The organism is Streptomyces sp. NPDC006872 (genome assembly GCF_040635845.1).
Taxonomy (GTDB): Bacteria; Actinomycetota; Actinomycetes; order Streptomycetales; family Streptomycetaceae; genus Streptomyces.
The window spans coordinates 349,920-362,706 of the sequence record NZ_JBEYIL010000005.1; the positions used below are offsets into that span (position 1 = coordinate 349,920).

A 12,787-nucleotide genomic window follows, 5' to 3' on the forward strand; every position below is an offset into this window, starting at 1 on the left:
CGACGGAGAATCCGAGGGAGTCGAATCCGCGATGCTGACCCCCGTGCCCGACGCCGACGGCGCCCCCTTCTGGCGGTACGCCGCCCAGGGCGAGCTCCGCGTCCAGGCCTGCGCCGACTGCGGCGAACCCCGCTTCCCGCCCCGCCCCTGCTGCCCGCACTGCCGCTCCTTCGCGAGCGAGTGGCGTCCGACCTCCGGCCGCGGCCGCATCTGGTCCTACGTGGTCCCGCACCCACCCCTCCTGCCGGACTACGCGGCGCAGGCCCCCTACAACGTGATCCTCGTCGAACTGGCCGAAGCGCCCCGGATACGGCTGGTGGGCAACCTGGTGACCGAAGCGGGCGCCCCCCTCGACTCCCTCTCCCCCGACCGTGTCCGCATCGGCGCCCGGGTCCAGGCCGTCTTCGACGCCGACGGACTCCCGCAGTGGATCCTGGAGCGCCCATGACCGTGCGACTCGCCGCCGACAAGGACACCGGGGTCGCCGTCGTCACCCTCGACCGTCCGGCACGACTCAACGCGATCGACTTGCCGACGGTCGACGAACTCACCGCACTCTGGCGGGAGTTGCGCTTCGACGACACGGTCCGCGCGATCGTCCTCACCGGAGCCGGCGGGCGGGCCTTCTCCACCGGCCTGGACCGCGACGCGGTGGTCCCCCAACCAGACTCCCCCTATATGCAGGACGATCCGCTGCTCACCGTCGGCCCCAAGGCGAACGACCTGTTCAAGCCGGTCGTCGCCGCCGTGGAGGGAATGGCCTGCGGAGGCGCCTTCTACCTGCTCGGCGAGTGCGAGTTCGTCATCGCCGGCGCCGACGCCGAGTTCTTCGACCCCCACACCACGTACGGCATGGTCAGCGCGTACGAGTCGGTGCTCCTGGCCCAGCGGATGCCGTACGGCGAGGTCGCCCGGATGATGCTCATGGGCACGGCGGAACGGATCTCCGCCCGGCGCGCCTACGAGATCGGCCTGGTCAGCGAAGTCACGGAGCCGGGCGGCGCGTCGGCCGCCGCGACAGCCTGCGCGGCCGTCATCGCCGGCTACCCGCCCACCGGCGTCCAGGGCACGGTACGGGCCCTGTGGGCGGCGAAGGAAGCGGCCCGGGCAGCCGGCTACGCCCAGGCCCCCCACCTCATCTCCCTGGGCAACCTGCCCACCGAACACCAGACAGAACTGTTCGCGACCCGCTCGGCGACAAAGCCCCGCATCCGCTGAGTCTCGTCCCGTCCGTCGGTGAACCAGTCGGCCATCGGCGGCTCAACAGGCCGCACGAAGCTGGTCCCCAGACTGTCCGTATCCCCTGGGCTGGCAGTCCCGGCAATGTCCAGGCTGTGGTGCGCGGAAGGCTCGCTCGCAGCCGTCGCAGGTCTGGAAAGGGAGGGCAGCCGGTCGCTCCCTGATCGGCGGCGCGGGCAGGGGTGTTTCCCGGAGGCGGAAGGCGAGGATGCCCGCCGGGCGGGCCAGGAAGCGGTCGGGGAGACCTGTGGTGAGCATTTCGGTGATCTCGTGTACTCCCATGCCCGCCGCGAGCCACCGGTCGACGGCGGGTGCCAGCCGCACGGCCTCCCGCTCGGACAGCACGAGGCGGGGATCTGCACGGCGGAGCGAGGTCAGCACGGCGACCGCCTGGGGGGCGACGTCGGCGAGTGACGCCGGTTCCTCCTCCGAGGCCGGGGTGGGCGTCGGCGCGGGCGGCTGGCGGGGGCGCGGCGGATTCGGCGGTCCGGCCGGGGCCGGGTCGCCGCCCGGGACGTCGTAGAAGTAGGTGCGGGTGCGGATGTGCCCGGAGGGCATGCGCTCGCGGCGGCGCTCCAGGTATCCGGCCGCCTCCAGCTCCCTGAGCGCTCGCGAGATGAGGATCTCGCCCTCGCTGAAGTGCTCGCACAGGGCGGTGATGGTCACGGAGGAGCCGTCGGGCAGAGAGGAGATGTAAGCCGCGACGCCGATGGTGACCGCGCTGCCGCGCCGTTGGGCGAGGGCGTTGGAGATCACGGTGAAGTCGGCCGTGAGGCGGGTGCGGACATGGATCACGCCGGTGGTCGGAGCTCCGGCGTCGGCGCGCAGGCGCGCGTTAGACTGCGATTCAGCCATTGGGAAGGTCGAAGCTTCCTGATCGGTCAGGCCCTCGCCCGGGATTGCCGTCCCAGCGGGGGCCGTCTTCTGTCTGAGGTTGTCGCGGCGAACGTAACCGTCCGCATCCCGCGCCTGCAAGCCGGTCACTCGTACGGGTGACGCGGGCTTCGCGGCCGGGGAGGGTGGGTGGGCGGGTAGTTCTTTCCCCCGGTTCTTTGAGGAGGTCAGCGACCCGCCGGACCCTCGCGGACAAGGGTCCGGTGCCCCCCGGACGACGGACGCGCGTCAGGCCGTCAACTCACTGCACGGCGGGCCGGCCACCTCATCGCCCTTCAGGCGAGGCGGTGCTCCCAACGCAGCGACGGATTACCGTCTATCCAGTACGTATGGGAGCCGGCGGTGATCCGGAGTCGCACGGTGTCGATGTCGGGGCTGCCCGCGTGCTGCCACGCGACGAGCGCCTCCTCGATTTCGTCCCACAGGGCCACGGCTCCGCCCTGCCGGACCGTCCAGGCGTCGCCGTCAGCGATGAACTGGGCGAAGGACTCCCGCTCCGGGTCGAAGACGTACAGGAGCTTGGTCCCGTCGCTCCGAGCGGCGCGTACGAGCTGTGCCCCGGGCGCGGCCAGCTGGGCGAGGAAGGCGGGCATCCACTCGTCCAGCATCGTGGGAGGTGCCTTCGTCTCCCTCTCGCTGTCCGCGTATGCCGTCCGGGCGGAAAGGTCGCCGGCCACCGGAACAACGGCCTGTGCCCGCGCCTGCATGAACGAAGACCGGCCGATGATCCTGCCCTCGGCGGTGCCATTGTCGTCGACCGTGACTCTGGCCAGACCTGTCCCGTACGGCCAGGAACCCACGGTGCTCAGGATCACGCCACCGGGCTTGGTCTGCCGGACCCAGGTGTGCGGGATGCGGCGAACGGCGCACGTGGAGATCACGCGGTCGTACGGCGCGTTCCGGGGATACCCGAGGAGGCCGTCGCCGGTGACGGTCCACGTCGAGAAGCCGACCGTTTCGAGGGCGGCGTCCGCCCGCCCCGCCACCTCCGGATCCACCTCGACCGTGGTCACGTTGTCCTCACCGAGGTAGTGGCACATCAAAGCGGAGGAGTAGCCGGTACCCGTGCCGATCTCCAGCACTCGATGACCCGTCTCCAGGTCCAGGCTCTCGATCATGCCGACCACCGTGGCCGGGGTGGTGGAAGAAGAAGTGGGGATGCCCTCGACGGGGTCGCTGACCCGGTCGGCGGTCAGGTGACCGTTGAGCTGGGTGGTGAGGGTGTCGTAGCTGTATGCGATCTCCAGCCACTCGGCCGGGTGGGTGCCGACCGCCGTCACCGGCCGCCAACTGCCGCCTTCATCGAGGAACACACCAGGGTCGAGGAAGACCTCGCGTGGTACGGCCTCGACGGCCGCACGTAGCCACAGGGAGGTGAGGGCACCGTTCTGTGCCAAGAGTTCGGCGAGGCGGTGGCGCTCGGGCGCCGAGTCATTCATCCGTGGTCTCCCTTGCTGAGCAGGTCGGCGAAGGCGGCGGACATCGGGAGGCCGGTCTCCGTCTCCAGCCATCCCCACTGGCCGTTCGGGTTCAGCTCCAGCCACCAGTGGTCGCCCGCCCGGTCCACCGCGATATCGAAGCTCCCCGAGACCAGACCGAGGAACTCCAGGTAAAGGTGCAGCGCCTTGTTCACCGGGTCGGGGAGGTGCCCGACGGCGTAGGTGAGAGCGCTGTAGTCCTTGCGCCAGTCGAGTAGTTCGGAATCGATGCGGACGGCGAACGTGTGGCGGCCCACGACCAGCACTCGGAGGTCGGCAACCTTGTCCACGCAAGCCTGGAACAGGTGTGGGGTGACGCGAACGCTCTCGTCGATCTCGTCGGCGGACACCGGGTCGGCCCAGCCGGTGACCGGGACGCCGTCCCGCGTGTACGGGGTCCAGCGCAAGGTCTTGAAGATCACGTCTCCCTGGCTCGTGATGAACTCGCGTGCCTCGACCGGGTCATTGGTGACGAGGGTAGGGGGGACGGCAAGGCCGAGTCGCTGGGCGAGGGCGAGCTGAGCGGGCTTGTAGTCGGCGGCGGCGATGCGCAGGGGGTGATTGACCCAGAGCGGGCAATCCATTGCGTAGAGGCTGCCGCCGAGCCCGAAGCGGACCTGGGCAGCCGCGAATCGGGCGTCGGCCGGTTCCAGATGGGAGAAGGCGGGCCATTCGGGGCGTCGCCAGTACACCGCTCGGACGCGGGCCAGGTCGGCGGTCCTGGACAGGGTGCGCACCTCCCCGACCATGGAGGCCGGGCAGGTGCCGAACCGGGCCGAGACCGTCAGATCGGCACCGATGTCCGCAGGATTGAACCTGACCACGGGCACATTCCGCCGGTTGAGTTCGGTGATCACCATGTCGGCGGTCAGGTCGTCCGCCTCTGTGGCCACGAGAACCGGCCTCTCCTCGGCCACGTCGTCAGTCCTGCTCGGAGTCCTGGTCGTGCCCCTGGTCGTTCTTGGAGTCCGAGTTCGTGGTGGTCGAGGTCTCAGTGCCCTTGCTGGTGCCGTGAGCGCCCATCTCCACCACCTGACCTGCGCGGTCGTGGAACACTCCGAGCTGCGTGTCGGGGTCGACGGTGACCGTGGCATGCGGGCGCTGAATGGTGGTCGGGTAGGGCGCAAGACGGCCGGCACCCCACGGACGGCCGGTAGTGGGCTGTTCGACGACGGTCGTCACCGGGTCTCCTCGCAACAGACTGGAAGGGGGAGTGGAGAAAGTGAGCATGCGGCCTCCAAGGGCGCTGTCCGGTGGATGGGAAGGTCGTAGCGCCGAGGACGAGAGGCACCTGGGAGGAGCGGGTGCGCCGTGACCAGGGCGTTCATTCGTCGCCCCTGATGCGGAGTTCGGCCCAGACTTCCTTGCCCCATGCGTGTCGGCCCGAGCCACGCAGGTCGTAGCCCCACCGGTCGGCGACCGCGTCGATGAGAAGCAGGCCGCGGCCCGACTCGTCATCCGCACCGGTTGTGCCAAGGGTCGGCAGACCCAAGGGTTCCCGGTCCACGACGCCGACACGTACGCGCGTCGCGCTCGGCCGCCCGACGATCAGGCGGATGTCACGACAGGAGGTGTGCCTGGCGGCGTTCGCGATCAGCTCTGTGGCGATCAGCGTGGCGCGGTCGGCGAGGCTGTCGAGGTGCCATATGCCGAGGACGTCCCGGACGAGCTTGCGGCCGATCTCAGCCGCGGCCGGCACGCACCGGAGGGTATGGCTATAGGCGGGGTGACCGACGGAGACGGCCTGTACGGGCGTAAAGAGACTCGTCATTGGGGTGGAGCCTTCGTGTCGTCTCGATGCCCGGCCGACCCCTCGGGGGAATTCGGGGACTGACCGGGCCGTCAACAGCCGCCCGTGCGGCAGAACGTGACGGGCGACCAGCACCTAGACAACTCCCTTTCAAGACCCGCTGGTTAGGGCGATCGAGGGTTCACCGAAGGGAGCGAACTAGGGCGATTTTACCTTTCCGTTACCTGGCGAATGCGAGGACGGGAGGGCTACCGTGCAGGGATGGACACCACGCGCAACACCGTCCTTGGGGCGTGGATGGCCGAACACGGCTACAGCTCCAACAGCCTGGCTGACGCTGTGAACAGGGCCCTGGAGCGACTGACCGGGCGGTCCGGCGGGCTCGACGGCTCATCGGTCCGAGACTGGAAAGCGGGCCGGGTCCAGTGGCCCAAATCGGCTACGCGTAGGGCACTTGAAGACGTCACTGGCCTGCCCGCCGTCGCTTTAGGGTTCGTGCCCCGAGGCCGGTCTTCGTCCGCCCCAGCCCCACCGCAGCAGGAGGACCCCGACATGAAGCGCCGAACCCTTGTCGGTGGCATCGCGGCGGCAGCCGCAACAGCAGTCGCGCCCCGCACTGCCTCTCCACGCCGCCTCGGCATGAGCGACGTCGGCCGTCTCCAGATGCGCTTCGCGGAGATCATCGCAAGCGACCAACAGCACGGCGGACAACTCGGCATCGAGCAGCGGGCCGCCGCGCTCGCCGACGAGGCCCTGAACCTCCAGAACGCCGGCAGAGCCACCCAGCGCGTACGCAACAGCCTCTACGCCTCCGCGGCAGCGTTCCGCTCCTCGGCGATGTGGGCCGCCATTGACGGCCGTCGCTACGACAGCGCAAAGGCACACATGCGCGAGGCCCAGTCCCTCGCAGAGATGTCCGGCGACCAAGCGATCAAGTTCCGCATCTGGAGCCATGCGGGGACCATGTACCGGCACATGGGCCGCCCCGCAGACGCTCTCGCCGCGAACGACGTCGCCCGCAACCTGCACCTCACGCGCCGTGACCCCCTGTTCGCTTGTCTGGGCCATGCCCGCCAGGCCGCCACCCTGGGCCTCACTGGCGACGCCACCGGCGTGCAGCATGCGCTCGGCCACGCCGAGGACGCGCTCGAACGCGCCGATGCCGGCCTCACTCGCCCGGTGTGGATGACCGGAGTCCGCGACGGATCCGAACTGGAAACGCTCGCTCTCGCCGCGCATCTCCGCCTGGGGAACTTCGCACAAGCCGAGGCCCACGCCCATCGGAGCCTGACACTGCTCCGCCCCCAGATGCGGCGGGACCACGCCATCAACACCGCCCGACTCGCCGCCGCCCAACTCGGGCAAGGCGACGTCGAACTGGCCGTCACCACGGTGATGAAGGTCCCCGCCGACATCGCCGCCCAACACGCCCGGGTGACGCGCATGCTCCGGGAGTTCGGGACCGCACTGCACGCCACTGCGCCCTACAGCACCGCTGTGCGGACCTGGACCGAGCACGCGGCCACCTGGACAACCACGGCATGACCACGAACCGCCGCCTTCGAACTGCGCCTTGTTCCCCGCCCTCGACACCATCCGCGACGTTGTCCTCGATGTGCGCGCCGCGCTCCTCCACCTGCCGAACTACGCGGTCACCGCGTTCGGCGAGCGCGTGGACCGGCACAGCGCCGAGCCGGGGTTCACGGCCGTCCTCGCGTACGCGGACGGGCACCCGATCGGCTACGCCATCGAGCACGGCGACCGGTACTGGCAGCGCACCAGCCCGACGCCGGCGGACAAGTTCACCGAGCGTCCGGCCGTGGCCCTGAAGGAGATCGGCGTCCGACCGACCTGGCGGAAGACCGGGACCGCCCGCCGCATCCACGACGCCCTCCTCGCCGCACACGACGAACCCTTCGTCACGCTCATGGTCAACCCGGCCGCCGGGGAGGGAAAAGTCCACGCCCTCTACAAGTCCTGGGGATACGAGGACATCGGGCGGAGCCAGCCGTCACCGGCCTCACCGGTGCTCACCGTGATGATCCGCGCCAGCCGCTGAGAGAGTCGTTCACCCCGCCGGTGCCGACGTCTCCGGCTCGCAGTGGTCGACCTTTGCCGCGACCCCCGGGCTCGACAGGTCGACCTGGACCGTTTCCGTGCCGTTCGCGGCGATGTACTCGTCCGTGGTGCCTTGTTCCACGCGGTTGGCGTCGGTGTCGAGGAAGTCGACCGTGACGGTGAAGTAGCCGCCGGACGAGTTGGGGTTGGTGACCTCGACCGTCGCGTACGGCGTGGTCGGGGTCGCGCAGTCGACGAGCTGCACCGTGGCGTCCTGGAGGGTCGTGGACGCGTTCGAGGAGCCGCCGCTGCCGCCGTATGTGTCGTCATCGTCGTCGTAGTCGCGGTAGGTGCCGCCTCCGCCGCTCGATGACGACGACGAGCTGTCGTGGTTCTGGCTGGAGCTGCTGCATCCGCCGCCGCCGCCGTCTCCGCCGCTGTGGCTGCTGCTGCCGTGGCCCCGGCCCGTCGAGAAGCCGGTGAGCGCCAGTACGACGCACGCCGCCACCGCTGTGAACTTGAGTTTCTGCCCCCGTCGATCCATAAGGACAGCGTAAGCAAACCCTGTCACGGTCATGTCACCGCGTGGCCACCGGCCCGTCCCCGGCGTAGCGTCTGCGGTGGCGGCCGCCGTCCGGATCCCTTCCGTGCACCCGGCACGACGGCCGTCCCGGGGTCCGAAAGGGCGACCGGCTACGCCGTTCTCGCGGTGCCCGTGCCCTTCTCCGCGTCCAGCGCGTACACGCAGCGGTCCTTGCTGCACGCGTACACGACGCCGTCGCGGACCACCGGGGAGCCGGTGATCTCGCCGCCGGTCGCCAGCTTCCAGCGCAGGCGGCCGTCGTCGGCCTTCAGGGTGTAGAGCAGATGGTCCGTGGAGCCGAAGTGGATACGGCCCTCCGCGACCGCCGGGGCGCCCACGATGTCGCCGCCCGCCTGGAAGCGCCACTTGGGCGTGCCGGTGACCGCGTCCAGGGTGTACAGCCCCTTGCCGCTGCCGACGTGGACATGGCCGGCGGCCACGAGCACCGGGTCGACGGAGGAACGCGCCTCCGTCGCGATGCGCCAGCGGTCGCGGCCGTCGGTGGCGTCGATGGCGTACACCGTGCCGAGGTAGTCGGCGAGGTAGACGCCACCGCCGGTGACGGCCGGGCCGGGGACGAAGGTCGGCGGGGAGAGGAAGACGGCGGGGGCCTCGAAGTGCCAGCGGACCATGCCGCTCGCGACGTCCACGGCGAGGACGCGGGTGCCGGCCGAGAGGTAGACGTAGCCGTCGGGGGCCGGGGTGACGCGGACCGGGACGCCGCCGCAGGAGGCCGTGTCGCCGATCGGGTACGACCAGCGTTCCTCGCCGGTGCGGGCGTCCAGGGCTCTCAGCCGGGCGTCCTGCCAGACGTAGACCGTGCCCTCGTGGAGCACCGGGCCGGCCTCCGGGGACTCGAAGTCCGTCTGGCAGCCGGTGATCTCCCAGAGCTTCTGGCCGCCCGAGGCCTCCCAGGCCTGGACGCCGCCGCCGCGCGTGCCGGTGACGACCGTGCCCCGCTCCGCCTTGAGCGAGTACACCCAGGCCTCCGTGGACAGCCGCCACAGGTCGCCGCCCTCGCGGGCGTCCAGGGCGAACAAGGTGGGGCCGTCGGAGGCGTGCACACGGCCGTCCGCGACCGCCATCGACCAGGCGACGTCACGCGTCTTGAAGCGACGGCGACCGGTGGCCACGTCCAGGGCGTGCACCTCGAAGGAGGTGACGTAGACGAGGTCCCCGGCGACCGAGGGGGTGCCCCACACATCGTTCGACATGCGGAAACGCCAGGGCCGCCAACCCGCCGGGGTCTCCGAGGGCGCGGTCTGGGGGGCCGGGACGGCGGTGTCGGCGCCGTTGACGCCGGGACGCGGGCGGGACCAGCTGGCGACCAGGCCGGGCTCGGCCACCGGCGCCTTCACCGCGGCCGTGGCGCGGACGTCGGCGACGCGCGGACCGGGCCCGATCGGGACGGCCGCGCCCGCCAGCCGGACGGGGCCGACGTCGGGCGCGCCGACGCCGACGGGGGACTGCGGACGGGTGAGGACCACGGGGGCGTGCGGCGGCGGGGGCGGTACGGGCGGCATGGCGGGCCGGGCCATGCCCACACCGCCGCCACGGTCTCCGCCGTGGCCGCCCTGGCCGCCTCCGCTGCGGGGGCTGGGGGGCGCCGGCAGCGCCGGGCGGCCGCCGCGGCGGGTCTCGATGAGGGCGACCGCCTTCTCGGGCAGCCACGCCGACGCCGTACCGCTGTCGTCGGAGCCGGAGCCGAAGAGGTGGGGCGCGAGCTGGGCCTGGAGGTCGGCCGGGTTGGGGCGGCCCGTGGCCTCCATCTGCATACAGGACTCGATGAGCGGCCGGAGTTCGTCCGGGAGGCCTTCCAGGTCCGGGCCCTCGCGCAGCAGCATGAAGACCGTCTCGACCGGGTTGGCGCCGTGGAAGGGCGGATGGCCGGTGGCGGCGAAGACCAGCATCGAGCCCAGCGAGAAGACATCGCTCGCGCCGGTCACGCTGCGCGAGTCCTTGGCCTGCTCGGGGGACATGTAGGCGGGGGTGCCGACGGCGACGTTGGTCATCGTCAAACGTGTGTTCGAAACGCCGGAGGCGATACCGAAGTCGATCACCCGCGGCCCGTCCTCGACGACGAGCACGTTGGACGGCTTGAGGTCACGGTGGACCAGCCCCGCCCCGTGGATGGACTGGAGGGCCTCCGCCACGCCCGCCGCCAGCCAGCGCACCGCCTGGGCCGGCATCGGCCCGCAGTCGTTCACTATCTCCTCGAGGGAGGGCGCGGGAACGTACGCGGTGGCGAGCCACGGCACGGCGGCGCGCGGATCGGCGTCGACGACGGCGGCCGTGTAGAAGCCGGACACCGCCCGCGCCGCCTCCACCTCGCGCGTGAAGCGCACACGGAAGAGCTGGTCCTCGGCGAGCTCCGTACGGACCGTCTTGATCGCCACGCGCCGGCCCGAGGCCGAGCGGGCCAGATAGACCAGCCCCATGCCGCCGGCACCCAGCCGTCCCAGCACCTCGAACGGCCCGATCCGCCGAGGATCGTGCTGCGTCAGCTGATCCACCACTTGCCTGCCACCTCCCCGTACGAGCCGCGTCACCCACTTGTGTACACGGCCCCGTGCAGCGTCTCACCCACCGCACCGCCATAACGGCACGCACCCTGATTCTTCCTGGCCGGGCGGCTGGTTGCGAACCCGGGGGCAATCGGGGTGTCTCATTTCATATGCGGGCATACAGCACGCATATGGCGCCTGTCAGCGCTGGAGAAGCGCGAACGACGCCCCCTGATTGTCCGTGACGACGGCCACCGTGCCGTACGAGGCGGTGAACGGACCCGCCTGCACCCGCCCGCCGAGCCGGCTCACCGCGCCGAGGGCCGCCTCGCAGTCCTCCACGCCGAAGTGGACGAGGAAATGCGGCGGCATGACGTCCGGGAAGACGTCGCCGACCGGCGCCCGCCCGAAGTCGGGTTCGGCGCCCGGCCCGAACAGCGCCTCGTGGAAGAGATGGCCGTAGAAGGCGTTGGCGGCCGCGGTGTCCCGGGCGTAGAGCTGCGCCCAGGCGAAGGCGCCGGGGCGGTGCCGCACGCCGAAGCCGGGGTGGTCGGCCGGCTGCCACAGACCGAAGACCGCGCCCTCGGGGTCGGCGGCGAGCACCGCGGTACCCGCCCCGCCGACCGGCAGCGGCCCCATGACGACCTGCCCGCCGGCGTTGCGGATGCGGCCGACGGTCTTCTGCGCGTCCGGGGTCGCGAAGTACACCGTCCAGACGGTGGGCATCCGGCCGTCCGTCTTGTGGGCGAGCGCGGCCACCGGAGCGTCCTCCAGCCGGGCCCACACCGAGGAGCCGTACGCCTCCTCGAAACCCCACCCGAAGAGCTCACCGTAGAACCGCCTGCCCGCGTCCACGTCGGGGAGCTGCGCGTCCACCCAGCAGGGGACGCCCTCTGCGTACACCGATGCCCTGTTTTCGGCCATGCAGCCAAACTAACGGTGCCGCACGCAAGCCGCAGACCAGGTACACCCGCCTCCGCACCCCCTCGCACCCCATTTGCAGTCGGCCGAATCGCGCTCCGATCACCCCTCGGTAAGCTGACGGCATGACAGGACAAGTGCGTACCGTCGACGGCCGCGTGGCCGGTCGACGCGGGCAGGCGACGCGGCAGAAGCTGCTCGACTGCCTCAGCGAGATGCTCAGCTCCTCTCCGTACCGGGACGTCAAGGTCATCGACGTCGCCCGGAAGGCGGGCACTTCACCCGCGACCTTCTACCAGTACTTCCCGGACGTCGAAGGCGCCGTCCTGGAGATCGCCGAGCAAATGGCCGCCGAGGGCGCCGAGTTGACCGAGCTGGTCGCCGGACGGTCCTGGGTCGGCAAGGCGGGCTGGCAGACGGCGCAGGAACTCGTGGACGGCTTCCTGGAGTTCTGGCGGAAGAACGACGCGATCCTCCGGGTGGTCGACCTGGGCGCGGCAGAAGGCGACAAGCGCTTCTACAAACTCCGCATGAAGATCCTCAACTCGGTGAACAACTCCCTGTCGGACGCGGTCGCCGAGCTGCAGTCCAAGGGCAAGGTCGACAAGGACGTGAACCCGGCCGCGGTGGCCGGTGCGCTCGTCGCGATGCTCGCGGCGGTCGCCTCGCACCAGAAGGGCTTCCAGACGTGGGGCGTCAAGCAGGCTGAACTCAAGCCGAACCTGGCGCTGTTGGTGCATCTGGGCATCACCGGCAAGAAGCCGACGAAGTAGCTCCACACGCCCCCACCCGCGCCCCACACGCGCCCCACTTTTACGGTTGCCCCACGGCCACGTCCTGTCTGCCAGGCGGCGGTTCACTCAGGTGAACCGCCGCCTGCCGCGCTCAGTGGGGGCGACAGTCGGCCGGGACTGATCCGGAACAACCGGATCTCCCGCTCCACCCGCGCCTGATAGGTCGCATACGGCGGCCAGAACACCAGCAGCGCCTTCCAGACGGCCGCCCGCTCCTCCCCCGCCAGCAGTACGGCCGTCACGGGGATGTCCGTGCCCTTCCAGCTGATCTCGGCGTCGGGGTGGGCGAGGAGGTTGGCGGTCCACGCGGGGTGTCCGGTGCGGCCGAAGTTGGAGCCGATGAGGATCCAGCTCGCGCCGCTCTCCTCGGGCATACAGGCCAGCGGCGTCCGACGCGGCTGCCCGCTGCGCGCCCCGGTCACCGTGAGGATGACTCCGGGCAGCATCTGTGCGCTGAGCAGCACTTTTCCCCGGGTGAGCCGGTGGACGCCCCGGTCGAGGGCGGGGATGACATGCGGGGCGACCTTCGCGAAGGCCCGCGTCGAGGACACCTTCTGCACGACTGC

General features: G+C 70.8%; 14 protein-coding genes. 5 read left to right on the forward strand and 9 right to left on the reverse strand.

Going from position 1 to position 12,787, the window contains the following annotated elements; genetic code table 11:
- Positions 1–31 precede the first annotated feature (31 nt).
- The gene (locus ABZ725_RS17405; protein WP_351904781.1) at positions 32–448 is read left to right on the forward strand and encodes an OB-fold domain-containing protein; all 417 of its coding nucleotides are present in this window, start codon (positions 32–34) and stop codon (positions 446–448) included.
- A complete protein-coding gene (locus ABZ725_RS17410) occupies positions 445–1,218 on the forward strand; it encodes an enoyl-CoA hydratase/isomerase family protein (RefSeq protein WP_358803505.1) in 774 nt (257 codons plus the stop codon). Before ABZ725_RS17405 ends, ABZ725_RS17410 begins: the two co-directional genes overlap by 4 nt.
- A 42-nt stretch (positions 1,219–1,260) precedes the next feature.
- On the opposite strand, the gene ABZ725_RS17415 is transcribed toward ABZ725_RS17410, so the two are convergent.
- The 5 genes from ABZ725_RS17415 to ABZ725_RS17435 form a co-directional block, all read right to left on the reverse strand.
- Positions 1,261–2,094, reverse strand: a complete 834-nt coding sequence (locus ABZ725_RS17415) for a hypothetical protein (protein ID WP_358803506.1) — start codon at positions 2,092–2,094, stop codon at positions 1,261–1,263.
- Positions 2,095–2,408: 314 nt separating this feature from the next.
- Positions 2,409–3,572: an ATP-grasp peptide maturase system methyltransferase gene (gene tgmC, locus ABZ725_RS17420; RefSeq protein ID WP_358803507.1), complete on the reverse strand. Its 1,164-nt coding sequence runs from the start codon at positions 3,570–3,572 to the stop codon at positions 2,409–2,411.
- The gene (gene tgmB / locus ABZ725_RS17425) at positions 3,569–4,528 is read right to left on the reverse strand and encodes an ATP-grasp ribosomal peptide maturase (RefSeq protein ID WP_358803508.1); all 960 of its coding nucleotides are present in this window, start codon (positions 4,526–4,528) and stop codon (positions 3,569–3,571) included. The genes tgmC and tgmB overlap by 4 nt, the downstream gene beginning before the upstream one ends.
- 4 nt (positions 4,529–4,532) lie before the next feature.
- Positions 4,533–4,793: a putative ATP-grasp-modified RiPP gene (gene tgmA, locus ABZ725_RS17430; protein WP_358803509.1), complete on the reverse strand. Its 261-nt coding sequence runs from the start codon at positions 4,791–4,793 to the stop codon at positions 4,533–4,535.
- A gap of 142 nt (positions 4,794–4,935) precedes the next feature.
- A complete protein-coding gene (locus ABZ725_RS17435; RefSeq protein WP_358803753.1) occupies positions 4,936–5,382 on the reverse strand; it encodes an ATP-binding protein in 447 nt (148 codons plus the stop codon).
- Between the two features lie 240 nt (positions 5,383–5,622).
- Here ABZ725_RS17435 and ABZ725_RS17440 point away from each other — a divergent pair, with 240 nt between their 5' ends.
- Positions 5,623–6,906, forward strand: a complete 1,284-nt coding sequence (locus tag ABZ725_RS17440) for an XRE family transcriptional regulator (RefSeq protein WP_358803510.1) — start codon at positions 5,623–5,625, stop codon at positions 6,904–6,906.
- Between the two features lie 28 nt (positions 6,907–6,934).
- On the forward strand, positions 6,935–7,420 hold the full coding sequence (locus ABZ725_RS17445) for a GNAT family N-acetyltransferase (protein WP_358803511.1): 486 nt from the start codon (positions 6,935–6,937) through the stop codon (positions 7,418–7,420).
- A 9-nt stretch (positions 7,421–7,429) separates the two neighbouring features.
- Here the strand turns inward: ABZ725_RS17445 and ABZ725_RS17450 are convergent, their stop codons facing one another.
- From ABZ725_RS17450 to ABZ725_RS17460, 3 genes are all read right to left on the reverse strand, one after another.
- On the reverse strand, positions 7,430–7,963 hold the full coding sequence (locus ABZ725_RS17450) for a hypothetical protein (RefSeq protein ID WP_358803512.1): 534 nt from the start codon (positions 7,961–7,963) through the stop codon (positions 7,430–7,432).
- Between the two features lie 149 nt (positions 7,964–8,112).
- Positions 8,113–10,518, reverse strand: coding sequence for a serine/threonine-protein kinase (locus ABZ725_RS17455; protein WP_358803513.1), 2,406 nt, complete (start codon positions 10,516–10,518; stop codon positions 8,113–8,115).
- Between the two features lie 189 nt (positions 10,519–10,707).
- Entirely contained in the window at positions 10,708–11,430 is a 723-nt protein-coding gene (locus tag ABZ725_RS17460) for a VOC family protein (protein WP_358803514.1), read from the reverse strand.
- Positions 11,431–11,564: 134 nt separating this feature from the next.
- Here ABZ725_RS17460 and ABZ725_RS17465 point away from each other — a divergent pair, with 134 nt between their 5' ends.
- On the forward strand, positions 11,565–12,200 hold the full coding sequence (locus tag ABZ725_RS17465; protein ID WP_069769535.1) for a TetR family transcriptional regulator: 636 nt from the start codon (positions 11,565–11,567) through the stop codon (positions 12,198–12,200).
- 83 nt (positions 12,201–12,283) lie between these two features.
- Here ABZ725_RS17465 and ABZ725_RS17470 read toward each other — a convergent pair whose 3' ends face one another.
- On the reverse strand, positions 12,284–12,781 hold the full coding sequence (locus ABZ725_RS17470) for a nitroreductase/quinone reductase family protein (protein WP_358803515.1): 498 nt from the start codon (positions 12,779–12,781) through the stop codon (positions 12,284–12,286).
- Between the last annotated feature and the right edge of the window lie 6 nt (positions 12,782–12,787).

What these genes read in the sequence shown, in the direction of transcription:
- ABZ725_RS17405 (WP_351904781.1), top strand. Translation starts at nt 32, where the DNA reads ATGCTGACCCCCGTGCCCGACGCCGACGGCGCCCCCTTCTGGCGGTAC.
- ABZ725_RS17435 (WP_358803753.1), bottom strand. Translation starts at nt 5,382, where the DNA reads ATGACGAGTCTCTTTACGCCCGTACAGGCCGTCTCCGTCGGTCACCCC.
- ABZ725_RS17440 (WP_358803510.1), top strand. Translation starts at nt 5,623, where the DNA reads ATGGACACCACGCGCAACACCGTCCTTGGGGCGTGGATGGCCGAACAC.
- ABZ725_RS17415 (WP_358803506.1), bottom strand. Translation starts at nt 2,094, where the DNA reads ATGGCTGAATCGCAGTCTAACGCGCGCCTGCGCGCCGACGCCGGAGCT.
- tgmC (WP_358803507.1), bottom strand. Translation starts at nt 3,572, where the DNA reads ATGAATGACTCGGCGCCCGAGCGCCACCGCCTCGCCGAACTCTTGGCA.
- ABZ725_RS17460 (WP_358803514.1), bottom strand. Translation starts at nt 11,430, where the DNA reads ATGGCCGAAAACAGGGCATCGGTGTACGCAGAGGGCGTCCCCTGCTGG.
- ABZ725_RS17450 (WP_358803512.1), bottom strand. Translation starts at nt 7,963, where the DNA reads ATGGATCGACGGGGGCAGAAACTCAAGTTCACAGCGGTGGCGGCGTGC.
- ABZ725_RS17410 (WP_358803505.1), top strand. Translation starts at nt 445, where the DNA reads ATGACCGTGCGACTCGCCGCCGACAAGGACACCGGGGTCGCCGTCGTC.